This window comes from Pseudorhodoferax sp. LjRoot39, from assembly GCF_964253035.1.
Lineage (GTDB): Bacteria > Pseudomonadota > Gammaproteobacteria > Burkholderiales > Burkholderiaceae_C > Pseudorhodoferax.
The window spans coordinates 1330192-1354591 of record NZ_CAXUQL020000001.1 but is presented as its reverse complement, the minus strand read 5'-3'; the positions used below and the strand labels follow the sequence as shown (position 1 = coordinate 1354591).

The following is a 24400-nucleotide window of genomic DNA, read 5'->3' as shown; positions in this document are numbered from 1 at the left end:
GAACACCATGACCACCACCGCCCCACCCGTCTCGCCCTCGTCCGCCGCGCGGCCGACAGCTGCCACCGCCGCGCCCGAACATCCGGCGCGCGAAGCGCTGCGCATGTTCCTGCGCAACCCCGCAGCCATCGCCGGCATGGTGATGCTGATCGCCGTGCTGCTGGTGGCCATCGCCGGCCCCTGGGTCCATCCGGCCGACCCCTTCGAGATCCGCACCATGCCGCTGACGCCGCCGTTCAGCGAGGAAGCCTGGCTGGGCAGCGACCAGCTCGGCCGCGATGTGCTGACCGGCATCGTCTACGGCGGGCGCGCCACGCTGCTGGTCGGTGCCTTCGCAGCGCTGCTGTCGGTGGTGATCGGTGTCTCGCTGGGCGCCTTCGCCGGCTACTACGGCGGCCGCGTGGACGCACTGCTGATGCGCGTGACCGAGTTCTTCCAGGTGCTGCCGGCGCTGCTATTCGCCATGGTGGTGGTCACGCTGTTCTCGCCCTCGCTGGTCACGGTCACGCTGGCCATCGGCATCGTCAGCTGGCCCGGCACGGCGCGGCTCGCACGGGCCGAATTCCTCAAGACCAAGAACCTGGAGTTCGTGCGCGCCGAGCGCGCCATCGGCGCACGCGACGCCCGCATCATCTGGAAGGTGATCCTGCCCAACGCGCTGCCTTCGCTGGTGGTGTCGGCCACGCTGGCGGTGGGCGCCGCCATCCTGTTCGAGGCCGGCCTGTCCTTCCTCGGCCTGGGCGACCCGAACCAGATGAGCTGGGGTCTCATGATCGGCTCGGCGCGCCAGTACGTGCTGTCGTGCTGGTGGGCCGTGGCCTTCCCGGGCGCCGCGATCTTCATCACCGTGCTGGCCGTCAGCCTGATCGGCGACGGCCTCAACGATGCCTTGAACCCCAAACTGAGGGAACGCTGAGAGATGAGACCACCCCGTTTGGATGTCTCACTGCGTGTAGACATCCCATCCCCCTCAAGGGGCGCACTCGGCGGCCTGGCAGAGCCAGTTCTGCGCGTGCACTGGCACGGCCCGCTCCGCGGCCATCCGAACCGCAGCTTGCGGACCGATCTTGTACGGCGCGAATGCCGCGCCATGAGGAGCTGAAGTGAACGATCCGCTTCTGCAAGTGAAAGACCTGCGCGTGGCCTTCAGCAGCCGGCGCGGCCAGGCCATGGTGCTGAACGGCGTGGACTTCGGCATCCGCGCCGGCGAGACGCTGTGCGTGGTCGGCGAGTCCGGCTGCGGCAAGAGCATGACGGCGCTGGCGCTGCTGCGCCTGATCCCCTCGCCGCCGGGCCGCATCACCGGCGGCGAGGTGCTGTTCCAGGGCGAGAACCTGCTGACCGCCGACGATGCCCGCATGCGCGCCGTGCGCGGCAACCGCATCTCCATGATCTTCCAGGAGCCCATGACCTCGCTGAACCCGGTGTTCACCGTCGGCGAGCAGATCGCCGAGTCGCTGCGGCTGCATGCGGGCCTGGACCCGGCCGCCGCGCAGGCGCGGGCGGTGGAGATGCTCAAGCAGGTCGGCATCCCGGCGCCCGAGCGGCGTGTGCACGAGTACCCGCACCAGATGTCCGGCGGCATGCGCCAGCGCGTGATGATCGCGATGGCGCTGGCCTGCCGGCCCGACATCCTGATCGCCGACGAGCCGACCACCGCGCTGGACGTGACCGTGCAGGCGCAGATCTTCGACCTGCTGCGCGAGCTGCAGCGCGAGAAGGGCACGGCCATCCTGATGATCACGCACGACATGGGGGCCGTGGCCGAGATGGCCGACCGCGTGATGGTGATGTACGCCGGCCGCGTGATCGAGCAAGGCACCTGCAGCCAGGTGCTGTCGGCGCCGGCCCATCCCTACACGCGCGGCCTGATCGCCTGCCTGCCCGAGCTGGGCAGCAGCCAGGAGGCCGCGCGCGAGGATCTGCCCGAGATCCCTGGTGTCGTGCCCTCGATCTGGGAACTGGGCAGCGGCTGCGCCTTCCGCGCGCGCTGCCGCGAGGCGCTGCCACGCTGTGCCAGCGAGGTGCCGCCCCTGGTCACGCTGGCGCCGGATGACAACGGCAGCGCGCACGGCGTGGCCTGCTGGCTGCACACCCAGGCGCCCAAGCTGCGCGCCCGCACGGAGGAGATCGCATGAATGCACGCACCGAAGACATCCTCTTGCAGGTGGACGACCTGCAGGTGCACTTTCCGCGGTCGGGGGGCGGCATGTTCGCCACGCCGGAGGTAGTCAAAGCCGTCGATGGCGTGTCCTTGCGCGTGCGCCGCGGCAGCACGCTGGCCGTGGTCGGCGAGTCGGGCTCGGGCAAGACCACCACGGCCCTGGCCGTGATGCGGCTGGCGCCCGTCACGTCCGGCCGCATGCGGCTGGGCGACACCGACCTGGCCGCGCTGTCCGGCGAGAACCTGCGCCAGGCGCGCCGGCGCATGCAGATCGTGTTCCAGGACCCGTTCTCCTCGCTGAACCCGCGCCAGCGCGCCGGTGCCGCCGTGCGCGCGCCGCTGGACCTGATGCAGGTCGGCACGCCAGCCGAGCGCGATGCGCGCGTGGCCGAGCTGTTCACGCAGGTCGGCCTGCGGCCCGAGCAGCAGCACCTGTTCCCGCACCAGTTCTCGGGCGGGCAGCGCCAGCGCATCAACATCGCGCGCGCGCTGGCCACCAAGCCCGAGCTGGTGGTCTGCGACGAACCCGTGTCGGCGCTGGACATCGCGATCCGCGCGCAGATCCTGAACCTGCTGGCGCGGCTGCAGAAGGACCTGGGCCTGACCTTCCTGTTCATCTCGCACGACATGGCGGTGGTCGAGCACATCTGCGACGACATCGCCGTGATGTACCTGGGCCAGATCGTCGAGCAGGCGCCGCGCAAGACCTTCTTCGCCCGGCCACTGCACCCCTACAGCGTGGCGCTGATGTCCGCCGTGCCCACGGTGGGCGGCGGGCGCCAGCGCGCCGCGCAGCGCATCAAGCTCACAGGCGATCCACCGAGCCCGATCAACCCACCACCCGGCTGCCGCTTCGCCGGCCGCTGCCCCGTGGCCGTGCCGGCCTGCGCGGCCGAACTGCCGCCCTTGCGTGAGGCCGCACCGGGCCACTGGGTGCGCTGCATCCGCGTCGAAAACCATGGCGGCGTGCCCGTCGCACCGCTGGCCATGCCAGCCTGAAAGCCCATCCACCGCATGACCACCACCGTCTACCGCGCCCGCAAGATCATCACGCTCGAATCCGGCCAGCCCGAAGCCACGCACGTGGCCGTGCGCGAGGGCCGCATCCTGGCCGTCGGCGACCTGGAGCGCTGCGCCGCCTGGGGCCCTTACGACCTGGACGAACGCTTCGCCGACAAGGTGCTGATGCCGGGGCTGGTCGAAGGCCACTGCCACCTCAAGGAAGGCAGCATGTGGGAGTGGACCTACACCGGCTGGTTCGACCGGCGCGACCCCGACGGCAAGGTCTGGCCCGGCCTGCGCTCGATGGATGCCGTGGTCGCGCGGCTGGCCGAGATCGCGGCGCGCATGGACGCCGAAGGCCAGGCCGCCAGCGCGCCGCTGATCGCCTGGGGCTTCGACCCGATCTACTTCGGCGGCGAGCGCATGACGGTGGAACACCTGGACCGTGCCAGCGCGGTGCGGCCCATCATCATCGCGCACGCCAACGGCCACCTCATGAACGTGAACACGGCCATGCTGCGCAGCGCCGAGATCACGCGCGACAACGAGGTGGAGGGCGTGGTCAAGTTCGACGCGGGCCACGCCCAGGCCGGCGAGCCCACGGGCGAGCTGCAGGAGCCGGCCGCCATGTTCCTGGTGCTGCGCAAGATCGGCAACGCCGGCCTGCTGGCGCCCATGACCGAAACCGGCGTGCGCTCCTTCGCGCGGCTGGCCTGCCGCCAGGGCGTGACCACCGCCACCGACCTCGTCAACAAGCTGAGCGAAGACGATGTGCGCGTGCTCGAGGCGGCCCTGGCCGACGATGCCGTCTCCATCCGCATCCTGCCGGCCTTCCAGGCCTTCCACGGCACGCACGCCGCGCAGGCCGGCGCCGAGCATGTGAAGGCGCTGATGGCGCGCAACACCGACCGGCTGCGCTACGGCCTCGTGAAGATGATGCTGGACGGCTCCATCCAGGGCTTCTCGGCCCGGCTGCGCTGGCCCGGCCACTACAACGGCGCGCCCAACGGCATCTGGGTCATGGCGCCGGCCCAGTACGAGGCCGATTTCGAGACCTACCACCGCGCCGGCCTGCTGGTGCACACCCACACCAATGGCGACGAGGCCAGCGAAGTGGCCATCGACGCCATCGGCCGCGTGCTCGCGCGGGCGCCACGGCCCGACCACCGCCATACGCTGCAGCACGGCCAGATGATCGATGCGCCCCTGTTCCGGCGCATGGCATCGCTGGGCCTGTGTGCCAACCTGTTCGCCAACCACCTGTGGTACTGGGGCGACCAGCACTACGAGATGACCATGGGCCCGGACCGCGCGATGCGGCTCGATGCCTGCGGCAGTGCGCTGGCCGCCGGCGTGCCGCTGGCCATCCACTCCGACGCGCCGGTCACGCCGCTGGGGCCGCTGTTCACGGCCTGGTGCGCGGTGAACCGCGTGACGCCCCAGGGCCGCGTGCTCGGCGAGGCCGAGAAGCTGACCGTGCTGCAGGCCCTGCACGCCATCACGCTGGGCCCGGCCTACACGCTGCGCCTGGACCACGAGATCGGCTCCATCGCCTGCGGCAAGCGCGCCGATTTCTGCGTGCTGGAGGACGACCCGCTCGCGGTCGATCCGATGGCGCTCAAGGACGTGCGGGTCTGGGGCACGGTGCTGTCCGGCCGGGTGTTCCAGGCCGTCTGAGGCCGCCATGACCACCACCATTTACGCCGCCCGCAGCATCCTCACGCTGAACCCCATGCAGCCCACGGCCACCCATGTGGCCGTGCGCGACGGTCGCATCCTCGCGGTGGGGGACCTGGAACGCTGCGCTGCCTGGGGCACCTACGCGCTGGACGAACGCTACGCTGACCAGGTGCTGATGCCCGGCCTCGTCGAAGGCCACGCCCACCTGACGGCCGGCGGCCTGGCGCAGTACGCCTACGTGGGCTTCCACCCACGGCCCGCGCCGCCCGGCCTGCAGTGGCCGGGCTGCACCGACTTCGATGCGGTGGTCGCGCAGCTGCAGCAGGCCGAGCGCACGTTGGCCGACCCGCAGGAGCCGCTGCTGGCCTGGGGTTTCGATCCCATTTTCTTCGGCACCGCGCGCATCACCACCGCACACCTGGACCGTGTGTCCACCACGCGGCCGGTGGTCATCCTGCACGCCAGCCACCACCTCATGAACGTGAACGGCGCGGCCCTGCGCGCCGCCGGCATCGACAGCAGTTGCGAAATCGAGGGCGTGGCCCGCTTCGCCGACGGCAGGCCCAACGGCGAACTGCAGGAGTTCGCCGCCATGTTCCCGATCCTGAAGCTGATCGGCAACGGCTTTCGCAGCACGGGCACCAGCGAGGCCGGCCTGCGCACCTTCGGCGCGCTGGCGCGACAGGCCGGCGTGACGACCTCAGCCGACCTCGGCAACGACCCGAGCGAGGAAGGCTACGCCAACCTGCTGCGCGTGACGGCCGCGCCCGACTTCCCGGTGCGCCTGGTGCCCGGCGCGATGGCGCTCAACAACGCCCGCGCGCCCGAGGCCCATGCCGCGCTGCTGCGCCAACGCATGGCCGCCAGCACCGACAAGCTGCGCTACGGCATCGTCAAGCTGTTCGCCGACGGCTCGATCCAGGGCTTCTCGGCGCGGCTGCGCTGGCCCGGCTACTTCAACGGCGCGCCCAACGGCATCTGGAACCAGTCGCCCGAGCAGCTCAAGGCTTCCGTCGACTTCTTCCATGCGCAGGGCTTCCACCTGCACATCCATGCCAACGGCGACGAGGCCATCGACGTGGCACTCGACGCACTGCAGGCCGCGCTGGCCAGGCACCCGCGGCGCGACCACCGCCACACGCTGCAGCACTGCCAGATGGTGGACGAAGCCCAGCTGCGCCGCATGGCCGCGCTGGGGGTGTGCGCCAATCTGTTCACCAACCACCTGTACTACTGGGGCGAGGCCCACCTGACCCAGACCATGGGGCCGGACCGGGCGCACCGGCTCGACCCCTGCGCCAGCGCGCTGCGCCTGGGCGTGCCGCTGGCCATGCACTCGGACGCACCGATCACGCCGCTGGCGCCGCTGTTCACGGCCTGGTGCGCGGTCAACCGCGTGACCTCGGCCGGTCGCGTGCTGGGGCCCGCCGAACGCATCACGGTGGCACAGGCGCTGCACGCCATCACCCTGGGCGCCGCCTGGACGCTGGGCATGGACTGCCAGATCGGCTCCATCGAAACCGGCAAGTGGGCCGACTTCTGCGTGCTCGACGACGACCCCACCGCGGTCGACCCCATGGCGCTCAAGGACGTGCGCGTGGCCGGCACCGTGCTGGGCGGCGTGCCCACGTGAACCCGGGCGCGCGCCTGCCGCTCACCGTGCTCGGTGGCTTCCTCGGCGCCGGCAAGACCACGCTGCTGAACCACTGGCTGCGCCATGCCGGCGGCCAGCGGCTGGCGGTGCTGGTCAACGACTTCGGCGCGCTGAACCTGGACGCGGCATTGGTGGAAAGCAACAGCGGCGACACCGTGGCCCTGACCAACGGCTGCGTGTGCTGCCAGATCGGCGACGACCTCTCGATGGCGCTGATCCAGGTGCTGGAGCGGCGCCAGGACTTCGACGCCGTGGTGGTCGAGGCCAGCGGCGTCTCCGACCCCTGGCGCATCGCCCAGCTCGGCCATGCCGACCCGGCGTTGGTGCTGGACGGCGTGGTGGTGCTGGTCGACGCCAGCGTGGTACTGGAGCAGGCGGCCGACCCGCTGCTGGCCGACACGCTGGCGCGCCAGGTGGCCAAGGCCGACCTGCTGGTGCTGAACAAGACCGAGCTCGTGGACGCGGACCGGCTGGTCCAGGTGCACGCCTGGGCCGATGCACACGCCGCGGGCGCGCGCCGCTGCGAGACCACGCAGGCCGAAGTGCCCACCGCGCTGCTCAGCGGCGCGGCGCTGCTGCGGCAAGCGGTGGAAGCCCCACGGACCGATGCACGGCTGCACGTGGCACCGCCCCACCACGGGCAGCAGTACGCCACCTGGTCGGCGCAGCCGCAGGCGGAGCTGTCCGAAGCCGCACTCGCCAGCTGGCTGGCAGCCGTGCCGGCCGGCATTCTGCGGCTCAAGGGCATCGTGCGCACCGAGCCGGGCCAGTGGCGCGAGCTGCAGTTCGCCGGCCGCAGCGCGCGCCTGCGGCCCGCCGCACCACCGGCAGGCGGCCCCATGGTGGTGGCCATCGGCCTGCAGGGCCGGCTGCCGGTGCAGGCTCTGGAAGACCTGGTGGCTGCGGCGCACTGACCAGCGCCATCTGCCGTGCCCATCACGCGCGGCATGCCCGCCGTGCGGCGATCTGGCGCGCGTTGGCGATACTCTCGCCCGACCGAACACCTGCCCCCACTCGCCGTGCCACTGCCCTCCGACCAACTCAAGCGCCGCGTCATGCTGGGCATCCTGGCCTTGGCCTGGATCAGTTCGGGAACGGCCTGGGGCCTGATCGAGGCGCGCGGTGATGCGTCCACCGTGCTGCGGGCGGTGTTCGCCCTGAACATGGTGTTCCATCCGGCGACATTCTTCGTGCTCTGGCGGCGCCTGTTGCCGATGCGCGTGATCGACATGGCCTGCCTGCTGTTCGCGGCCAGCCTGTGCGCCTTGTGCATGGCACTGCGGCTGTACGCTCCCGTGCTGGGCGCGAAGATCGACATCCAGCCGCTGTACCTGTGGATCCCCGTGATCTACGTGTTTGCCTTCACGCTGACCGGGCACCGGGCCAGCCTGCGCCTGTCGCTGGCGATCATGGCGCTGTTCGTCGCCATCAGCGGCCCCTACCTGCTGCAGTGGCCGGTGGCGCCGCATGCCAACTTCACGTTCCAGCTGCACATGGTCTCGGCCATCCTGGTCGCGGCGCTGTATTTTTTCTCCTCCTACCAGCACCGGCTGCAGGCCGCGCAGCTGACGGTGGACGAACTCGCGCGCCTGGCCAACACCGACGCGCTGACCGGCCTGGCGAACCGGCGCCGCGTGACGGAGGTGATCGACGCCGAGCTGGTGCGGGCGCGGCGCTATGGCCACGCGTTCTCGGTCATCCTGATCGACATCGACCACTTCAAGCGCATCAACGACCGCCATGGCCACGGCGTCGGCGATGCGGTGCTGGTGGCCCTGGCCGCACGCGCGCAGGAGGTGCTCCGCGACGTGGACATGCTGGGCCGCTGGGGCGGCGAGGAGTTCATCGTCGTGCTGCCCGAGACCGATGCCGCGCAGACGCTGGGCAAGGCGCGCGCGCTGTGCGCCCACATCGCCGGCCGGCCGCTGGCCGGTGCGCACCGCATCAGCATCAGCTGCGGCGTGGCCGGTGTGCAGCCGGGCGACGGCGCCGACACGCTGCTGCAGCGCGCCGACCGGGCCCTCTACGCGGCCAAGAACAGCGGCCGCAACCGTGCCGAGGGCGGCGACGTGCCTGCGGACCGGCCCCTGCTGCAGCCCGCGACCGCCGCTTGACCCCCCTGCGAAGCGCTCAGTAACGCGCCTGCACGCCCTGCCCCGCACGCTGCGTGGCCGGCTCGCGCAGCACCTCGGCCAGGTTCTCCAGGTACAGGCCGGCCACCGGCTCGTGCGTGATGTTGAGCATGTGGTGCAGGCCATCCGGCTGGCGCACGTAGCCCACCGTCCAGCCCTTGTCCGTCATGCCCCGGCCGACGGCCGCCATGTCGCGCTCGGGCGATCCATACGCCAGGATGGACAGCTGCGGATCGCCCAGCGTGGGCAGGCCCAGCGCCGCGGCGCCCTGCTGCAGCCGCTGGCGCGTGGCCAGCACGCGCTGCGTGATGCGCAGGTAACCGTCCTCGCCCAGGAAGCGCAGCACGGCCCAGGCCGCGGCGATGGCGCCGCCGGCCCGCGTGCCCACCAGCGAGTGCGTGAAGTACTGGCCGCGCGGCCAGCCGTCGAAGTACCAGCCCATGCGCGCGAAGTCTTGCGCGTGCGCGAAGAACAGCGTGGAAGCGCCCTTGGCCGTGTAGCCGTACTTGTGCAGGTCGGCCGAGATGCTGGTCACGCCCGGCACGGCGAAGTCGAAGTCGGGCACCTGGGCCCCCAGCTGCCGCGCGAACGGGATGAAGTAGCCGCCCACGCAGGCATCCACATGCATCCACAAACCATGGCGCTGCGCCACGGCCGCGATCTCGGCGATGGGGTCGACCACGCCATGCGGGAACGCGGGGGCCGAGCCGACCAGCAGGATGGTCTGCGACGTGATGGCCGCCTCCATGGCCGCAGGATCCGCCAGGAAGCCCGCGCCCAGCGGCACGCGCACCACGTCCAGCTCCATGAAGTGGGCGGCCTTGTCGAAGGCCGGATGCGCGCTGACGGGCAGCACGATGGACAGCGGCCCCTTCCTGCCATCGGCGCGCGCGCGGTCGCGTGCGCACTTCACCGCGAGGAAGATGCTCTCGGTGCCGCCCGTGGTCATGGCGCCGCGGGCGCCGGGGCCGCCATGCAGCAAACCCAGGCCCATGGCCACCACCTCGCTCTCGAACCGGGCCAGGCTGCCGAAGGCGCGCGGCCCCAGCCCGTTCTCGGAGAAGTACATCGCATACGCCTTCTTCGCCACCTGCAGCGCGTCTTCCCCGGCGTAGTGGATGAACATGGGCACGCGGCCGCCGCGCCAGTCCGCGTCGCCGCGGCCGGCGTCCAGCAGTTCGTGTTCGAGCTGGTCCCAGGCGATGCCCTGTCGGGGCAGTTGAATGTCGGTCATGGTGTTCATCCTTCCCGGCCGCCCCAATGGACGACCTTGTTCTCGACGGCCCGCGCGAGCAGGTCCAGCCCGTAGCCCAGCACGGCCATGATCAGCGCACCCACCAGCACCACGTTGGTCAGCAGGAAGTCCGCCGCCGACAGCGCCATCCAGGCGATGCCGTCGCTGGTGGCGATCATCTCGGCGCCCACCAGCATGGTCACGCCCAGGCCGATGCTCACGCGCAGCCCGGTGAAGATGCCGGGCAGGCTGGCCGGGAAGATCACGCGGCGAAACACCATGCCGCGCGAAGCCCCCAGCGCCAGCGCCGCCTGCACCTTGCGCAGGCCCACGCCACGCACGGCCTGCATGGCGCTGATGGACAGCACCGGGAACAGCGCCAGCACGATGATCACGACCTTGGACACCTCGCCGATGCCGAACCAGATGATGAGCAGCGGCAGCAGCGCCAGCTTGGGCATGGGCCGCGTGATCTCGATCGGCGGGTCGCACAGGCCCTTCACGGTCTCGTTCATGCCCATCCACAGTCCCAGCGGAATGGCCAGCAGCGCGGCGATGGAAAAGCCCAGGCCGAAGCGCATCAGGCTGATGCCCAGGTGGTGCCACAGGCTCTCGCCCTGGTAACCGTTGCGCAGCAGCGTGACGAAGGTGGTGGCCACCGACTGCGGCGAGGGCAGGAACAGCGGCGCCACGAGCGGACCGCGGCCCAGGTCGATGGTCAGCGCCACCCACACGAGCAGCAGGGCCGCGAACGACGCCGTGTTGAGCAGCCGGCCGCGGCTTCTTGCAGAAGGCTTTGCGCTCATCGAGCCTCCTCCTGCTGTTGCGCCGTGCGCGCCTCGTTGTGCAGCAGGCCCACGATCTCGGCCTTCATGCGCACGAACTCGGCACTGGTCGCCAGGCCCGGCTCGGTGCTCTGCGCGAAGGTGGGCGCAAAGCGCGCCTTGATGCGGCCGGGCCGGGCGGACATGACCACGATGTCGGTGGCCAGGAACAGGGCCTCCTCGATGCTGTGGGTGATCCACAGCACGGTCTTGCGCGTCTGCAGCCAGATGCGCTTGATCTCCTCCTGCAGCAGCTCGCGCGTCTGCGCGTCGAGCGCGGCGAAGGGCTCGTCCATGAGCAGGATCTCCGGGTCGTTGGCCAGCGCCCGGGCGATGCCCACGCGCTGCTGCATGCCGCCGGACAGCTCGTACGGGTAGCGCCTGGCGAAGGCCGCCAGCCCCACCATCTCGAGGAAGCCCATGGCGATGCGCTCGGCCTCGGCGCGCGGCTTGCCCGTGGCCAGCGGGCCGAAGGCCACGTTGTCGAGCACGCTCATCCAGGTGAACAGCGCGCCCTGCTGGAACACCACGCCGCGCCGGGCATCGGGCCCGCGCACGGGCGCGCCGTCCATGAGCACCTGGCCGGTGGTGGGCGTGTCGAACCCCGCGAGCAGGTTCAGCAGCGTGCTCTTGCCGCAGCCCGACGGGCCGACCAGGCAGACGAAGGCGTTGGCGGTGATGTCCAGCGTGATGGGTTCGAGCGCCTGCACGGCGCGCGCGCCCGCGCCGAAACGCTTGGACACCTGGTCGAAGCGCGCCTTGACGACAGCCTGCATCGCTCAGGCCATCCTGGCGACGAAGCTGGCATCCACCAGCCCGGACCAGTCCTTGGGCATCGCCGCGATCTGGCCCGACTCCAGCAGGAACTCCGCCTGCGTCTGCAACGTCTTCTCCACGCCCGTACCCTTCTCGCCGGGCTTGCCCATCCACTTGGCCGTGGCCTGCTCGCGCGCCGGCACGGGGTAGAAGGTGTTGAGCGAGCGCATCACGGCCGGCTCGTCCACGCCCAGGAACCTGGTCATGGTGGCGACCACGTCCTTGGGGTCCTGCTTGAAGGCCTGGGCGATCTTCTCGAAGTCCTTCAGGAAGGCCAGCACCAGGTCGGGCGACTTCTGCTTGAACTCGTCGCGCACCAGCAGGCCGTCGAAGATCACCAGACCGCTTTTGTCCGCCAGATCGCCGGTCTTGAAGATGATGCGGCCGGCGTCTTCGGTCAGGCGCGGCACGACGGGCACCCAGATGTAGGCCGCATCGATCTCGCGGCGCTGCCAGGCCGAGGCGATCTGGTCGGCCCGCATGTTGATGAGCTTCACGTCGGAGACGTTGAGGCCGGCGGTCTTGAGCGCGGCGATGGCCGCAAAGTGCACCGAGGTGTTGAACGGCAGGCCGATCTTCTTGCCGCGCAGTTCGGCCAGGGTGTTGATGCCGGATGCGCCCTGCACCACCAGGCACTCGCTGTCGACGATGTTCTTGTAGACGTAGACCATCGACGCCTTGAGCCCGTTGGCGTAGCCCACCACCATGGGGCTGGAGCCGATGTTGCAGACATCCAGGCTGCCACCGGCCATGGCCGAGATCACCTCGGAGCCCGCGCGCACCGTCACGAAGCTGGCGGTGACGCCCGGGCCGAAGGTGCTGGCGATGGAATCCTTGGCGCGGATGTAGTTCTGCGCGTCGATGGAGCCGAAGGTGCCCAGCCGCACCTGGCGCGCCTGGGCCCGGGCCGCCGCACCGAGCAGGCCGGTGGACGAGGCGATGAACATCTGGGCGGCGGCGCGCTGGAACTCGCGGCGGGACAACAGGAACTGCATGCGGTGACCCTCTCTGGATGGCGTGGACGGGGCACGCACCCGGAACCGCTCCGGACGCGCAGCCCGCACGGTAGGTCACTCAGAATATATTGTCAAACAGCCAGAGGCTGCCAGTTCATGGGTCCAGCAGGCGCACCAGGAAGCTGGAACCGTGCACCAGATCGTCGCGCACCGCCTTGGCCAGCGCTTCTGCATCACGGCGGTGCAGCGCCTCCATGGCGGCCAGGTGGTTCTCGTGCCCAGTGAGGCTGCCGCAATAGCGCGGGAACAGCAGGTTCAGCGTTGGGCCCACGCGGCGCCACAGCCCCTCGATGAAACCGACCAGGATGGTCTGCTGGGAGGCTCGATATATCGAAAGGTGAAAATCCGTGTTCTCGGCCAGCGTGCGGCGCGCGTCGCCCGCGCGGATGGCGGCCACATGCTGGGCCACCACCTGCTCGAGCCGACGGATCTCTTCGTGCGCGATGCGCGTGGCCGCCTCGCGCGCGGCCAGCGGCTCCAGTTCCATGCGGATCTTGAGGATCTCGCGGTAGGTTTCCACGTCCAGCCGCGGCACGCGGATCACGCGGCCGCCCACCACCTCCAGGCCGCGCTCGGCCACGAGCCGCTGCACAGCCTCGCGCACGGGCGTGAGGCTCACGCCGTAGCGCTCGGCCACGCCGCGCACCGTCAGCACCTGCTCGGGCAGCAGCGCGCCGGTCATGAGCTCGTGGTGCAGCCGCTGGTAGGCCTGGTCGGCCAGCGTGTGGCCGCGCGGCAGGGCATCGGCGTCGAGCTCGGTGTCCTCGGTTTCGGCAGGGCGGCGGGCGCGCTCGCGGGTGGTGGCGGTCATGGGGCGGAAGTTCTGGCAACGGCACCGGGGCGCAGGCCCCGGCAGCGGCTGAATATACTCCGCGCCCCCTGCCTGTCCGGGGCGGGTTGTCAGCGCTTCTGCGGCCCGCGCAGCAGCCGGCCAGGCAGCGCGCCGGTGCGCTCGCCGTTCTCCATGATGGCCTCGCCGGCCTTGAGGGTGGCGCGGTAGCCCTCGGCCGTCTGCACTAGGCGGCGCCCGCCGGCCGGCAGGTCGAAGGCCACGTAGGGCGGCGGGATGCGCAGGCGGTCGAAGTCGATGATGTTCACATCGGCCAGGTAGCCCGGCTGCAGCAGGCCGCGGTCGTGCAGGCCGTAGATGGCGGCCGTATCGCGCGTCTGGCGCTGCACCATGAGTTCCAGCGGCAAGGTGGGGCCGCGCGCACGGTCGCGCGCCCAGTGCGTGAGCATGTAGGTGGGCATGCTCACGTCGCAGATGTAGCCGCAGTGCGCGCCGCCGTCGGCCAGGCTCATCATGGTGCGCGGATGCTGCAGCTGGGTGTGCAGCTGGGAGAGGTCGTTGTAGGCGTAGTTGAAGCTCGGGAAGTAGACGATGCCCTTGCCGTCCAGCGCCATCAGCATGTCGTAGGCCACCTCCAGCGGCGAGCGGCCCTCGCGGTGGGCGATGGAAGCGATGCTGTGCTCCTGCGCCGGCTCGTAGTCGGGCTCGGCACCCAGCGCGTACATCTTGTGGAAGCTCTGCGTGAGGTAGGCCAGGCGCGAGTCGAACTCGGCCGCCTTGCGCATGGCGGTGGCGTCGGTCAGCTGCGCGCGCACGGCCGGATCGCGCAGGCGCGCCAGCTTCTGCTCCCAAGGCAGCGGCGCCAGGCTCTGCCACAGCGGGTGCGCCATGAAGGGGTGGGTGGAGCCCAGCCAGGCCATCAGGATGCCGGCGGGCCGACCGGCCACGGCGCCGTACAGCGGGATGTCTTCCTTCTGCGCGTCGTCCAGCGCCGCCAGCAGGCGCTTCCAGGTGTCGGGCGTCTGGTCGGTCTGCACCAGCGCGAAGGCCACGGGCAGCCGGTTGCGCCGCGCCACCTCGGCCAGCCAGGGCACCTCGGTCTCCATCTGCGTGTGGTTGGAGGTCATCTGGAACACGCCGTGGCCGACCTCGCCCATGGCCCGCGCGATGCCCAGGATCTCGTCCGGCGAGGCGAAGGTGCCGGGCGGGTACTTGCGCTGCTGGTACTTGTGGATGAGCGTGCGCGAGGTCGAGAAGCCGAGCGCACCGGCCTGCAGCGCATCGCGCACCAGCTGCACCATCTGCGCGATGTCCTCGGGCGTGGCCTCGTCGTGCGTGATGCCGCGCTCGCCCATCACGTAGGTGCGCAGCGCCGAGTGCGGGATCTGCGCGCCCACGTCGAGCGCGCGGGGCTTGCGGGCCAGCGCGTCCAGGTACTCGGGGAAACTCTCCCACTCCCACTGGATGCCTTCGGCCAGCACGGTGCCGGGGATGTCCTCCACGCCCTCCATCACGCTGATGAGCCAGTCGTGCCGGTCGGGCCGCACGGGCGCGAAGCCCACGCCACAGTTGCCCATGACCACGCTGGTCACGCCGTGGTCGGTGGACGGGCTCAGGTACGGGTCCCAGGTGACCTGGCCGTCATAGTGCGTGTGCACGTCGACCCAGCCGGGCGTGACGATGGCGCCGCTGGCGTCGACCTCGCGCCGGCCGGCGCCGAGCTTGCTGCCGACCTCGGCGATGCGGCCGCCGGTGATGCCGACGTCGCCCGTGAAGCGCGGCGCGCCGCTGCCGTCGACGATGGTGCCGCCGCGGATGACGGTATCGAACATGGGTGCTTCCTTTTCAATCGAGTTTGATTTTTGCGGCGCGGATGACCTCGCCCCAGCGTTCGGAATCGGCCCGCACGATGGCCGCGAACTCGGCGGCCGGCGCGCCCGAGGGCTCATTGCCCTGCAGCTGGACCAGCTTCAGGATGTCGGGCCCGCGCGAGATCTTCGAGAGCAGGTCCGACACCTTCTTCGCCACGGCCGGCGGCATGTTGCCGGGGCCGAACACGCCCTGCCAGCCCACGATGTCCAGGCCGGGAACGCCCTGCTCGGCGATCGTCGGCAGCTCGGGCAGCACGGCGATCCGCGTGGGTGTGGCGGCGCCCAGGCCCTTGGCGCGGCCGGCCTTGATGGCCTCCACGGCCGAGGCCGTGCCGTCGAAGTACAGCTGCACGTCGCCGGCCATCAGCGCGCGCGAGGCGTCGGCCGTGCCCTTGTACGGGATGTGCACCATGTCGATGCCGGTGCGCATCTTGAGCAGTTCGCCGTTCAGGTGCGAGGTCGACCCCTGCGCGTAGGAGGCGTAGCTGAGCTTGCCCGGATGGGCCTTGGCGTAGGCCACGAGTTCCTTGACGTTGTTGAAGGGCGCGTTCGGCGGCGCAATCAGCACGGTGGCCGACTTCATGACCTGCACGAGCGGCGTGAAGTCCTTGACCGGGTCGTAGGGCAGCTTGGCGTACAGGTGCGGGTTCTGCGTGTGCGTGACCACGATGGTGTAGAGCAGCGTGTGGCCGTCGGCCGGCGCGCGCGCCACCTCCTGCGCACCGATGAAGGTGCCGGCGCCGGGCCGGTTCTCGACCACGACCGGGTGTCCGCCCAGTTCCTCGGTCATGAGCTTGGCGAGCACGCGCACCGTGACGTCCGAGCCGGAGCCCGCCGAGAACGGCACGATCATGCGGATCGGCTTGCCGGGGATGGGAAAGGCGTCCTGCGCCAGGGCGGGCGCGAACGGCAGACCGGCGAGCGACAAGGCCAGCAGGCCGCGGCGGGAAAAGCTGCGCATGGGGGCGTCTCCTGTGTTGTCCTGCACGCAAGGCCGTGCAGGAAGCGCCTATGCAAGCGCTTGCATTGATTGTCATCAAAGGCCTCGCCGTGGTGCACCTGGGTGTTTCCCGTAGGTCATGGCGCGTCCCACGCCCGCTCCCGGCCTGCTTCATGCATGCGCTTGCAAGGACTTTCGTGCGGCCGCGCGGCTTGGGCGACACTGCGCACCATGCCGCCACCATCTCCTGCCGCTCCCGTTCCCGCCGAAGCGTCCCGCTCGGCCTCGCTCGCCGACGTGGCCGCGCTGGCCGGCGTGTCGGCCGGCACGGTCTCGCGCGCGCTGTCGCGCCCGGACATGCTCAGCGAGGCCACGCGCACCCGCGTGCTGGCCGCGGCCGAGCGCCTGGGCTATGTGGCCAACGGCGCGGCGCGGGCGCTGGCCATGCGCCGCAGCTTCACGGTGGGCGCGATCGTGCCGCGCTTCGGCCGCTCCTCGTTCCCGACCATGGTCCAGGCGCTGGAATCGACGCTGGCCACCGAGGGCTACACGCTGCTGCTGTCGGCTCCCGAGCGCGAGCGCGGCCACGACCCGGCCCTGCTGCGTGCGCTGCTGGAACGCGGCGTCGATGCCGTGGCCCTGTTGGGCGCGGACCAGCCGCCGGCCATGTTCGCGGCATTGGCCGCGCACCGGCGGCCCTTCGTGTTGCTGTGGGCCGAGCACAGCGCGCAGGGGCCCTGCGTGGGCTTCGACGAGGCAGACGCGGGTGCGCAGGTGGTTGCCCACCTGGCCTCACTTGGCCACCGCCGCATCGGCATCCTGACCGGCAGCACCGCCGAGAACGAGCGTGCCCAGCGCCGCCTGCGCGGGTTGACGGCGGCCATCGCACGGCACGGCCTGCAGCTGCACCCCGCGGCCGTGGTCGAGACCGAGACCGGCTTCGCGCAGGGCTTCGCGGCCATGCAGGAGCTGCTCGCGCGGCGTACGCCCGTCACCGCGCTGGTCTGTGCCAACGACTACCTCGCGGCCGGTGCGCTGTCGGCGCTGGACCAGGCCGGCATCGCCGTGCCCGCGCAACTGTCGGTGGCCAGCTTCAACGACAACGACTTCGCCGCCTTCACGCATCCGCCGTTGACCACGGTGCACCTGCCAATCGAGGAGATCGGCGAGCAGGCCGGCCGTGTGCTGCTGGCCGCCCTGCGCGGCGATGCGCCGCCCGCCAACCCGCTGCTGCCGGCCACGCTGGTGGTGCGCGCCAGCACCGGGCCGGCGCCGGGCTGAGGCTCAGCCCACCGAAATGTTCGCCGCCTTGATGATGCGGCCCCAGCGCGCGATCTCCTCCGTCAGAAAGCTGGCGAAGGCCTCGCCGCCCATGGGGCTGGGGCGGAAGCCCAGGGCCTTGGCGCGCTCCTCGATCTCGGGGCTGTAGAGCGCCTTGATGAGTTCGCGCGCGTAGCGGTCGACCAGCGCGTCGGGCATCCTGGCCGGGGCCATGGCCGCGGTCCAGCTCTCCACCAGCAGGCCCGGCATGCCGGCCTCCGCCGTGGTCGGCACCTCGGGCACCTGCGCGTGGCGGCCCGCCGAGCACAGCGCCAGCGCGCGCAGGCGCCCGCCCTTCACGTGCGCGATCGACTCGGGGAAGTTGGAGAAGATCACGTCGAGCTGGCCGCCGATCAGGTCGGTCATCGACGGCGCGCCGCCCTTGTAGGGCACGTGCGTCATGCGCGAGCCATTGAGGTCGTTGAACAGCGCCATGGTCAGGTGCGGCGGCGTGCCGTTGCCGCTGGAACCGGCGTTCAGCGTCTTCTGTTTGGACAGCGCCACCAGGTCGGCGAAGGTCTTGACCGGGCTGGTCTCGGGCACCACCACCAGCATGGGCGAGCCGGCCAGCAGCGCGACGGGCCGCAGGTCGCGCACGAAGTCGTAGGGCGCGTGCGGAAACAGCGTCACGTTGGCGGCGTGCGTCAGCGTCACGGCCAGGATCTGCGAGCCGTCGGCCGGGCCCTTGGCCACGGCCTCGGCGCCGATCTGGGCATTGCCGCCGGGCTTGTTCTCCACCACCACCGACACCTTGAGCGCGTCGCCCAGCTTCTGGCCCGCGATGCGAGCCATCACGTCGGTCAGCCCGCCGGGCGGAAAGGGCACGACGTACTTGATGGTGGACGGCTGCGCCTGCGCGGCCAGCGGGACGCCCGTGGCAGCCGAGGCGGCCAGGGCGGCGATCAGGTCTCTGCGGTTCATGGGTGTCTCCTTTTTGTCGTGGGTAGGAAAGCGCTTCAGCCCGCCAGCGCGCGCAGCTGGGCCTGCAGGGCCTCGGGAATCCACAGGCCCTGCTCTGCGGCCTGGCGCTCCAGCGCCAGCCGGCGCGCACCGGCCAGGCGCACGCCCTCGTCGGCCAGCATCTCAGTCACCAGCACCTCGGTCCGTGCGAAGTAGGCCGCCGTGCCGGCCAGCGCGCCGGGGTCGATGAGCAGAAAGGCCTGGCCGATGCCGGGCTGGTTGCCCTCGTCGACGAAGAACGAGGAGGCCTCGAAGCCGAACTGCGCGCCGATCACGGCCGTGGCCAGCAGCTCGACGATCAGCGCGAGCATTGCGCCCTTGGGACTGCTGGCGGCACCGATGGGCAGCATGGAGCCGGCCAGGCCGGCCTGCGGGTCGGTGGTGGGCTGGCCCTGGGCGTCCAGGGCCCAGCCCAGCGGGATGGAACGGCCCTCCTTGGCAGCAAGCATGAGCTTGCCGCGCGCCACCTCCGACAGCGACAGGTCGATCAGCAGCGGATCGTGCGCCGCGCGCGGAAAGGCCGCGGCCACCGGGTTGGTGCCGAACAGCGGCCGCTTGCCGCCCGCAGCGGGCATGGCCGCCGGCGAGTTGCCGAAGGCCAGGCCCACCATGCCGGCCGCCACCGCCGGCCGCAGGTGGTCGACCAGCACGCCGCAATGGTGGCTGCGCACCACGCCGGCGAAGGCCACGCCCAGTTCGCGCGCCGTGGCGATGGCCTCGCGCACGGCCAGCGCGCAGGCGCCGAACGCCAGGCCGCCGCCGGCATCGACCACCAGCGCGCCGCCGCGCCGGTGCAGCAGCACGGGCTCGGCGCTGCCGTTGGCGCGGCCGTTGCGCAGGTGCACGGCGTACTGCGGCACGCGCGACAGGCCGTGCGAGGCCAGGCCCTGCGCCTCGGCCAGCACCAGGGCCTGCGCCGCCGCCTCGGCCATGGCGGCATTGGCGCCCGCCGCCTGCAGCGCCGCGCTGGCCAGCGCCCGGGCGTCTGCCAGTGGCAGCGCGCTCACCGCAGGGCCTCCAGCACACGCTCGGCGATCAGCGTGCTCACGCGCTCGTTCGACTCGGCCGTGAGGCCGGCGATGTGCGGCGTCAGCAGCAGGTTCGGGCAGCCGGCGAAGTGCGCGGTGGCCGGCAACGGCTCCTCTTCGAACACGTCGAGCGCCGCGCCGCCGAGCTGGCCGCTGCGCAGGGCCGCGGCCACGGCCTGCTCGTCGACCACGCCGCCGCGCGCGGTGTTGATGAGCACCGCGCCGGGTTTCATGCCGGCGATGCGGGCCGCGTCGAGCAGGTGCCGCGTGCCCTCGGTCAGCGGCACGTGCAGGCTGACCACGTCGGCATTGGCCAGCAGCGGCGCCAGGCCCAGCGGCGCGACGCCCGATTCGGCGAAGGCCGGGTCGTCGTTCTCCATCATCGCGTCGAAGGCGACGACGACCATGCCCAGGCCGCGCGCCAGCCGCGCGGTGGTCTGGCCGATCATGCCGAAGCCCACCAAGCCCAGCGTCTTGCCGCCGATCTCGCGGCCGCTGGACAGCGCCGTGCGCGGCCAGGCACCGCCGGCCACCGCGTCGCTGGCGCGGTAGGCGCCGCGCAGCAGCAGCATGGCCGTGGCCACGACGTACTCCGCCACCGACAGCGCGTTGGCGCCGGTGGCGGGCAGCACCGCGATGCCGCGCGCCGCGCAGCCCGGCAGGTCGATGTTGTCCAGCCCCACGCCCAGGCGGCCCACCACCTTGCAGCGCGCCAGCGCCTGCAGCAGCGGGCCGCGCACCTGGGTGCGGTTGCGCACCACCAGCGCGTCAGCGCGCGCGGCCTCGTCCAGCAGACGCGCGGGCTGGTCCACCAGCTGCGGGTCGTACAGCACCTCGTGCGCCTGCTGCAGCTGCGCCACGGCCGGCAGGTCCATGAACTCCGCGATGACGATGCGGGCCATGGGTCAGGCCGATTCGTACAGCCGCGTCAGCACGAACTCGCGGTGGCCCAGCGCCTCGGCCGCCGTGAGCCGCCCGTTGGCGGTGCGCAGCATGCATGCGAGCAGTTGGTCGCCGGCCTGGTCGAGCGTGATCTGGCGCTGCAGCAGGCCCGAGCTGTCCACGTCGATGTGTTCGCTCATCGTGCGCACGGTGCGCGGGTTGGCGCAGATCTTGATGACGGGCAGGATCGGGTTGCCGATCACGTTGCCCTGGCCCGTGGGGAAGAAGTGCAGGGCGTAGCCCGAGGCCGCGCACAGCGTCACCATCTCGGCCGCGGCGCTGCTGGAATCCATGAACCACAGGCCCGGGTGTGTGGGCGTCTCGGCCTTGTCGATCACGCCGTCCACCGTGCAGCGCTTGCCGATCTTCTGGATGTTGCCCAGCGCCTTCTCCTCGATGGTGGTCAGGCCGCCGGCGATGTTGCCCTTGGTTGGCTGGCTGTCCGACAGGTCGCTGGTCTTGTGGCGGTTGATGACCTCCTGGTAGCGGTCGAACATGAACTGGAACTTCGCGCGCACTGCGTCGTTGGCGCAGCGCGCGGCCACGATGTGCTCGCCGCCGGTCAGCTCGGTGGTCTCGCCGAAGCACAGGGTGCTGCCCAGCGGGTGCAGCTTGTCGAAGGCATTGCCCACGGTGGGGTTGGCGCCGCAGCCGCTGGTGGTGTCCGATTCACCGCACTTGGTGGACACCCAGAGCTCGGGAATGGCGCAGACCTCGCGCTGCTTCTCGCTGGCCCACTGCACGTACTCGCGTGCCGCCTTGCTGGCGCGCAGGATGGTGTCGTGGTCGCCGTGCATCTCGATGCCGAAGCCCACCACCGGCTTGCCCGTGGCCGCGATGCCTTCGACCACCTTCTGCGTCCAGCCGTCCTCGATGCCGATCACCACCACGGCCGCCACGTTGGGGTTGCAGCCGGTGCCGATCAGCGTGCGGAAGTGCAGCTCCAGGTCGGCGCCGAACTGCAGCCGGCCGTAGGGGTGGGGAATCGCCAGCGCACCCTTGATGTTGTGGGCCACGGCCTCGGCCGCGGCGTTCGACAGGTCGTCCAGCGGCAGGATGATCACGTGGTTGCGGATGCCGACGCGGCCGTTTTCGCGGCGGTAGCCGAGGAAGCTGGTGTCTTGGGAGATGACGGGCATGGTGCTGGGCTTTCGTGGAGGGTGTTGACGGGGTGGCGCGCGCGGCTCAGAGCTTGCGAAGGAATGGATTGGGCTCACGACGGGGTGCCCGCAGGCGTCGGGCAAGGCGCGTCGCGCAGCCCGTATCGAGATACGGGCAAGCGGCGCAACGCCGCCCGGCGCCTGCGGGCGCCCCGGCCCGCAGGGCAAGACCCCGCCAGCCACTGCTGAATGTTGAAGCCTTGCGCATCGGGGTCTTGCGTGAGCTCAAGCCATTTCTTCACAAGCTCTCACCAGCGCTTGGTCTTGATGTTGTGCACGTGGGCGTGCTGGCCCACGGCGATGGGCTGGACCACCTTGCCCATGTCGATGCCGTACTTGATGACGGTGTCGCCGACCGCCATGTCCTTGAGCGCCACCTTGTGGCCGATCGGGATGTCCGACTGCGCGCGGACCTCGACCATGCGGTCCTCGTCCATGATCCAGCCGTTGAGGCTGTCGCCGGACTTCACGCCTTCGACGACGACCACGGCGACCGTGTCGCTGGCGTCGTGCAGAACGAAATGGATCATCGTTGCTCCTGTGGGATGAAAGGGTGAGGCAGTGTCCGGGCACGCTCCCGCGCACGTCAAACAACTCATCTAGATGACCTGGAAGACCGGGGCCTTCGGGCGCTACAGTGCGCCCATGCCGTCCCGCCCCAACGCATCGACCGTGCTGTACCGCGAGGTCAAGCGCAAGCTGCTGGCGCGCATCGAGTCGCAGCGCTGGGCCCCGGGGCAGACGCTGCCGCGCGAGAGCGACCTGGCCCAGTCCTTTGGCGTGAGCATCGGCACGCTGCGCCGCGCGGTGGACGAGCTCGTGCACGAGCACGTGCTGATCCGGCGCCAGGGCAAGGGCACCTTCGTGGCCCAGCATTCGCGCGACCGTTTCCTGTTCCAGTTCTTCCACGTGGAGCCGCGTGGCGACTGGCCCTTGCAGGCCGAGCAGCGCGCCGCCGAGTTCCCGCGTGTGGAGACCCTGGCCTTCGAACGCGAGCGCGCCGACGAGACCTGCGCAGCGGCGCTGCGCCTGCGCATCGGCGACCCGGTGTTCGTGGTGCAGAACCGGCTGAGTTTGTCGGGCCAGCCCGTCACACACGACGTGATCTGCATCTCCGCGGCGCTGTTCAAGGGCCTCACAGAAAAGCGCTTCCTCGAACGCGCTGGTACGGTCTACCAGCTCTACCAGGCCGAGTTCGGCATCACCGTGCTGCGGGCCGAAGAGCGCGCGCGTGCCATGCCGGCCTCGCGCCAGGCGGCGCGGGTGCTGGGCGTGCCGCAGGGGTCGCCGCTGCTGGAGGTGCACCGGCTCGCGCTGAGCTTCGGCGGGCGGCCGGTGGAGTACCGCGTGTCGACCATCAGCACGCGTGCGCACGACTACCTGAGCACCATGGGTTGAGATGAAACCATTCATCGGGCTGCTCCTCGTGCTCGGCGCGGCCGCCTTCTCGGCGGACGCTGCCCCCGCCGACCGCGCCTGCGGCACGCCGCTGCAGGCGGACGACGGCTGGCGCACCGAATCGGACGCCCGGCTGGCAGGCTTCGATGCCGAACTGCTGTGCGAAGCGGCACAGGACTTCCTGCACAGCCCGCGCAACCTGCATGGCTTCGTGGTCGAGCGTCATGGCCGGCTGGTGCTGGAAGCCTACCGCGCGGGACCGGACCGGTCGACCTACGCCTTGTGGGCCAGCCGCACCGCCTTCGACAAGGACCAGCGGCACGATGTCCGCTCCGTCACGAAGTCCATCGTGGCCTTGCTGTGGGGCATCGCCGAGAGCGAAGGCGCCGTGCCGCCGCTGTCCACCCCCGTCCTGGACCTGCTGCCGGCGCTGGCGGACCTGCGCCATGGCGGCCGCGAGCGCATCACGGTGGCCGACATGCTGTGCATGCGCAGCGGCCTGGCCTGGGATGAGAACGGCAGCTACAGCCGCTGGGACAACGACGAGAAGGGCCTGCTGTGGCGCGGCGACCGAGCCCGCTACGTGTTCGAGCGCCCGACCTCAACCTCGCCCGGAACACACTTCAACTACAACGGCGGACTGACCGCGGTGCTGGGCCTTCTGCTCGAAGAGAAGACGCGGCAGGACCTGGCGGAGTTCGCCAGGCAGCGGCTGTTCGAGCCGCTGGGCTTTCAGCAGTGGGAATGGGTGGCCGACCTGCGCGGCCGCACGCGTGCGTACACCGGCTTGCGCCTGGTGCCGCGCGATCTCGCACGCATCGGGCGGCTCATGCTCGACGGGGGCCGGTGGCAAGGCCGGCAGCTGGTGCCGCAGGCCTGGGTCCGCACCATGCTCTCGCCGTGCCAGGCGGGCGGCGAGTACGGCCACCATTGGTGGCACGGCAGCGTGCAGGTCCGCGGCCAGCGCGTCGACTGGCACGCCGCCATGGGCAACGGCGGGCAGCGCCTGTTCGTGGTCCCGAGCCTGGACCTGGTCGCCGTGCTGACCGCGGGCGAGTACGGCGACGGCAGCGTCGGCCGCGTGCAGCAGCACCTGCTCCACCAGGTGGTGGCCGCCACGCTGGAGCATGCGGGCGGGCCGGCAAGCACGCCCGCGCCCGCCGCTGCAGCGGTGGCCCAGGACAGCCCGGTCGAGACGCGGGCCACCGTGCGCTCCATCACCGAGGAAGACGGCGGCAAGCGCATGGTTGTGCACCTGAAGCTCGTGCCCGCGTCGAACCTGCCGTTCACGACGCTGCGCTTTCGTGTGCGCGAGCCGGCCCTCGTTGCGGGGCTGCACGCGGGCGCCAGCGTGAAGTTCAGGGCCGAGCGCATCGACGGAGAGAACACACTCGTGGCGATTCGCAGCGTTCCCGCCTGCGTTCGCTTTCAGCCGTGCGATTGACCGGCAGGTGTTGGCTTCGGCAATG

General features: G+C 70.9%; 22 protein-coding genes. 10 read left to right on the top strand and 12 right to left on the bottom strand.

Annotated features, from left to right (window positions below; all coding sequences use genetic code 11):
* Nucleotides 1–7: 7 nt before the first annotated feature.
* From ACSQ4M_RS06425 to ACSQ4M_RS06395, 7 genes are all read left to right on the top strand, one after another.
* Entirely contained in the window at nucleotides 8–916 is a 909-nt protein-coding gene (locus ACSQ4M_RS06425; RefSeq protein ID WP_436188767.1) for an ABC transporter permease, read from the top strand.
* Between the two features lie 187 nt (nucleotides 917–1103).
* Nucleotides 1104–2138: an ABC transporter ATP-binding protein gene (locus ACSQ4M_RS06420; RefSeq protein WP_436188766.1), complete on the top strand. Its 1035-nt coding sequence runs from the start codon at nucleotides 1104–1106 to the stop codon at nucleotides 2136–2138.
* A complete protein-coding gene (locus tag ACSQ4M_RS06415) occupies nucleotides 2135–3163 on the top strand; it encodes an ABC transporter ATP-binding protein (RefSeq protein ID WP_436188765.1) in 1029 nt (342 codons plus the stop codon). Before ACSQ4M_RS06420 ends, ACSQ4M_RS06415 begins: the two co-directional genes overlap by 4 nt.
* A 15-nt stretch (nucleotides 3164–3178) precedes the next feature.
* The gene (locus ACSQ4M_RS06410; protein ID WP_436188764.1) at nucleotides 3179–4843 is read left to right on the top strand and encodes an amidohydrolase; all 1665 of its coding nucleotides are present in this window, start codon (nucleotides 3179–3181) and stop codon (nucleotides 4841–4843) included.
* A 7-nt stretch (nucleotides 4844–4850) separates the two neighbouring features.
* Nucleotides 4851–6479, top strand: coding sequence for an amidohydrolase (locus ACSQ4M_RS06405; RefSeq protein WP_436188763.1), 1629 nt, complete (start codon nucleotides 4851–4853; stop codon nucleotides 6477–6479).
* Nucleotides 6476–7414, top strand: a complete 939-nt coding sequence (locus tag ACSQ4M_RS06400; RefSeq protein WP_436188762.1) for a CobW family GTP-binding protein — start codon at nucleotides 6476–6478, stop codon at nucleotides 7412–7414. Before ACSQ4M_RS06405 ends, ACSQ4M_RS06400 begins: the two co-directional genes overlap by 4 nt.
* A 105-nt stretch (nucleotides 7415–7519) precedes the next feature.
* Entirely contained in the window at nucleotides 7520–8614 is a 1095-nt protein-coding gene (locus ACSQ4M_RS06395; protein ID WP_436188761.1) for a GGDEF domain-containing protein, read from the top strand.
* 16 nt (nucleotides 8615–8630) lie between these two features.
* On the opposite strand, the gene ACSQ4M_RS06390 is transcribed toward ACSQ4M_RS06395, so the two are convergent.
* The 7 genes from ACSQ4M_RS06390 to ACSQ4M_RS06360 form a co-directional block, all read right to left on the bottom strand.
* Nucleotides 8631–9866 carry a pyridoxal phosphate-dependent decarboxylase family protein gene (locus tag ACSQ4M_RS06390; protein WP_436188760.1) on the bottom strand — a complete coding sequence of 412 codons (1236 nt, stop codon included), beginning with the start codon at nucleotides 9864–9866 and terminating at the stop codon, nucleotides 8631–8633.
* 5 nt (nucleotides 9867–9871) lie between these two features.
* Nucleotides 9872–10672 carry an ABC transporter permease gene (locus ACSQ4M_RS06385; RefSeq protein ID WP_436188759.1) on the bottom strand — a complete coding sequence of 267 codons (801 nt, stop codon included), beginning with the start codon at nucleotides 10670–10672 and terminating at the stop codon, nucleotides 9872–9874.
* Entirely contained in the window at nucleotides 10669–11466 is a 798-nt protein-coding gene (locus ACSQ4M_RS06380; RefSeq protein WP_436188758.1) for an ABC transporter ATP-binding protein, read from the bottom strand. The genes ACSQ4M_RS06385 and ACSQ4M_RS06380 overlap by 4 nt, the downstream gene beginning before the upstream one ends.
* Nucleotides 11467–11469: 3 nt before the next feature.
* Nucleotides 11470–12501, bottom strand: a complete 1032-nt coding sequence (locus ACSQ4M_RS06375) for a taurine ABC transporter substrate-binding protein (RefSeq protein WP_436188757.1) — start codon at nucleotides 12499–12501, stop codon at nucleotides 11470–11472.
* 115 nt (nucleotides 12502–12616) lie between these two features.
* Nucleotides 12617–13333 (bottom strand): GntR family transcriptional regulator, encoded by a 717-nt coding sequence (locus ACSQ4M_RS06370; protein ID WP_436188756.1) that lies wholly within the window; start codon nucleotides 13331–13333, stop codon nucleotides 12617–12619.
* 89 nt (nucleotides 13334–13422) lie between these two features.
* Nucleotides 13423–15144: an N-acyl-D-amino-acid deacylase family protein gene (locus ACSQ4M_RS06365; RefSeq protein WP_436188755.1), complete on the bottom strand. Its 1722-nt coding sequence runs from the start codon at nucleotides 15142–15144 to the stop codon at nucleotides 13423–13425.
* 13 nt (nucleotides 15145–15157) lie between these two features.
* On the bottom strand, nucleotides 15158–16144 hold the full coding sequence (locus ACSQ4M_RS06360; RefSeq protein ID WP_436188754.1) for a Bug family tripartite tricarboxylate transporter substrate binding protein: 987 nt from the start codon (nucleotides 16142–16144) through the stop codon (nucleotides 15158–15160).
* 210 nt (nucleotides 16145–16354) lie between these two features.
* On the opposite strand from ACSQ4M_RS06360, the gene ACSQ4M_RS06355 reads away from it, so the two are divergent.
* A complete protein-coding gene (locus tag ACSQ4M_RS06355; protein ID WP_436188753.1) occupies nucleotides 16355–17404 on the top strand; it encodes a LacI family DNA-binding transcriptional regulator in 1050 nt (349 codons plus the stop codon).
* A 3-nt stretch (nucleotides 17405–17407) separates the two neighbouring features.
* Here ACSQ4M_RS06355 and ACSQ4M_RS06350 read toward each other — a convergent pair whose 3' ends face one another.
* The 5 genes from ACSQ4M_RS06350 to ACSQ4M_RS06330 form a co-directional block, all read right to left on the bottom strand.
* The gene (locus ACSQ4M_RS06350; protein WP_436188752.1) at nucleotides 17408–18364 is read right to left on the bottom strand and encodes a Bug family tripartite tricarboxylate transporter substrate binding protein; all 957 of its coding nucleotides are present in this window, start codon (nucleotides 18362–18364) and stop codon (nucleotides 17408–17410) included.
* 35 nt (nucleotides 18365–18399) lie between these two features.
* On the bottom strand, nucleotides 18400–19410 hold the full coding sequence (locus ACSQ4M_RS06345; RefSeq protein ID WP_436188751.1) for an Ldh family oxidoreductase: 1011 nt from the start codon (nucleotides 19408–19410) through the stop codon (nucleotides 18400–18402).
* Nucleotides 19407–20333 (bottom strand): hydroxyacid dehydrogenase, encoded by a 927-nt coding sequence (locus ACSQ4M_RS06340; protein ID WP_436188750.1) that lies wholly within the window; start codon nucleotides 20331–20333, stop codon nucleotides 19407–19409. The genes ACSQ4M_RS06345 and ACSQ4M_RS06340 overlap by 4 nt, the downstream gene beginning before the upstream one ends.
* 3 nt (nucleotides 20334–20336) lie before the next feature.
* On the bottom strand, nucleotides 20337–21512 hold the full coding sequence (locus ACSQ4M_RS06335; protein ID WP_436188749.1) for a UxaA family hydrolase: 1176 nt from the start codon (nucleotides 21510–21512) through the stop codon (nucleotides 20337–20339).
* Between the two features lie 269 nt (nucleotides 21513–21781).
* Nucleotides 21782–22063, bottom strand: a complete 282-nt coding sequence (locus ACSQ4M_RS06330) for a UxaA family hydrolase (RefSeq protein ID WP_436188748.1) — start codon at nucleotides 22061–22063, stop codon at nucleotides 21782–21784.
* 115 nt (nucleotides 22064–22178) lie between these two features.
* On the opposite strand from ACSQ4M_RS06330, the gene ACSQ4M_RS06325 reads away from it, so the two are divergent.
* Together ACSQ4M_RS06325 and ACSQ4M_RS06320 are read left to right on the top strand one after the other, a co-directional pair.
* Nucleotides 22179–22931: a GntR family transcriptional regulator gene (locus ACSQ4M_RS06325; protein WP_436188747.1), complete on the top strand. Its 753-nt coding sequence runs from the start codon at nucleotides 22179–22181 to the stop codon at nucleotides 22929–22931.
* Between the two features lies 1 nt (nucleotide 22932).
* Entirely contained in the window at nucleotides 22933–24375 is a 1443-nt protein-coding gene (locus tag ACSQ4M_RS06320) for a serine hydrolase (protein ID WP_436188746.1), read from the top strand.
* Nucleotides 24376–24400: the final 25 nt, after the last annotated feature.

What these genes read in the sequence shown, in the direction of transcription:
- ACSQ4M_RS06425 (WP_436188767.1), top strand. Translation starts at nt 8, where the DNA reads ATGACCACCACCGCCCCACCCGTCTCGCCCTCGTCCGCCGCGCGGCCG.
- ACSQ4M_RS06415 (WP_436188765.1), top strand. Translation starts at nt 2,135, where the DNA reads ATGAATGCACGCACCGAAGACATCCTCTTGCAGGTGGACGACCTGCAG.
- ACSQ4M_RS06410 (WP_436188764.1), top strand. Translation starts at nt 3,179, where the DNA reads ATGACCACCACCGTCTACCGCGCCCGCAAGATCATCACGCTCGAATCC.
- ACSQ4M_RS06405 (WP_436188763.1), top strand. Translation starts at nt 4,851, where the DNA reads ATGACCACCACCATTTACGCCGCCCGCAGCATCCTCACGCTGAACCCC.
- ACSQ4M_RS06390 (WP_436188760.1), bottom strand. Translation starts at nt 9,866, where the DNA reads ATGACCGACATTCAACTGCCCCGACAGGGCATCGCCTGGGACCAGCTC.
- ACSQ4M_RS06385 (WP_436188759.1), bottom strand. Translation starts at nt 10,672, where the DNA reads ATGAGCGCAAAGCCTTCTGCAAGAAGCCGCGGCCGGCTGCTCAACACG.
- ACSQ4M_RS06380 (WP_436188758.1), bottom strand. Translation starts at nt 11,466, where the DNA reads ATGCAGGCTGTCGTCAAGGCGCGCTTCGACCAGGTGTCCAAGCGTTTC.
- ACSQ4M_RS06375 (WP_436188757.1), bottom strand. Translation starts at nt 12,501, where the DNA reads ATGCAGTTCCTGTTGTCCCGCCGCGAGTTCCAGCGCGCCGCCGCCCAG.
- ACSQ4M_RS06370 (WP_436188756.1), bottom strand. Translation starts at nt 13,333, where the DNA reads ATGACCGCCACCACCCGCGAGCGCGCCCGCCGCCCTGCCGAAACCGAG.
- ACSQ4M_RS06365 (WP_436188755.1), bottom strand. Translation starts at nt 15,144, where the DNA reads ATGTTCGATACCGTCATCCGCGGCGGCACCATCGTCGACGGCAGCGGC.
- ACSQ4M_RS06360 (WP_436188754.1), bottom strand. Translation starts at nt 16,144, where the DNA reads ATGCGCAGCTTTTCCCGCCGCGGCCTGCTGGCCTTGTCGCTCGCCGGT.
- ACSQ4M_RS06355 (WP_436188753.1), top strand. Translation starts at nt 16,355, where the DNA reads ATGCCGCCACCATCTCCTGCCGCTCCCGTTCCCGCCGAAGCGTCCCGC.
- ACSQ4M_RS06350 (WP_436188752.1), bottom strand. Translation starts at nt 18,364, where the DNA reads ATGAACCGCAGAGACCTGATCGCCGCCCTGGCCGCCTCGGCTGCCACG.
- ACSQ4M_RS06340 (WP_436188750.1), bottom strand. Translation starts at nt 20,333, where the DNA reads ATGGCCCGCATCGTCATCGCGGAGTTCATGGACCTGCCGGCCGTGGCG.
- ACSQ4M_RS06335 (WP_436188749.1), bottom strand. Translation starts at nt 21,512, where the DNA reads ATGCCCGTCATCTCCCAAGACACCAGCTTCCTCGGCTACCGCCGCGAA.
- ACSQ4M_RS06330 (WP_436188748.1), bottom strand. Translation starts at nt 22,063, where the DNA reads ATGATCCATTTCGTTCTGCACGACGCCAGCGACACGGTCGCCGTGGTC.
- ACSQ4M_RS06325 (WP_436188747.1), top strand. Translation starts at nt 22,179, where the DNA reads ATGCCGTCCCGCCCCAACGCATCGACCGTGCTGTACCGCGAGGTCAAG.
- ACSQ4M_RS06320 (WP_436188746.1), top strand. Translation starts at nt 22,933, where the DNA reads ATGAAACCATTCATCGGGCTGCTCCTCGTGCTCGGCGCGGCCGCCTTC.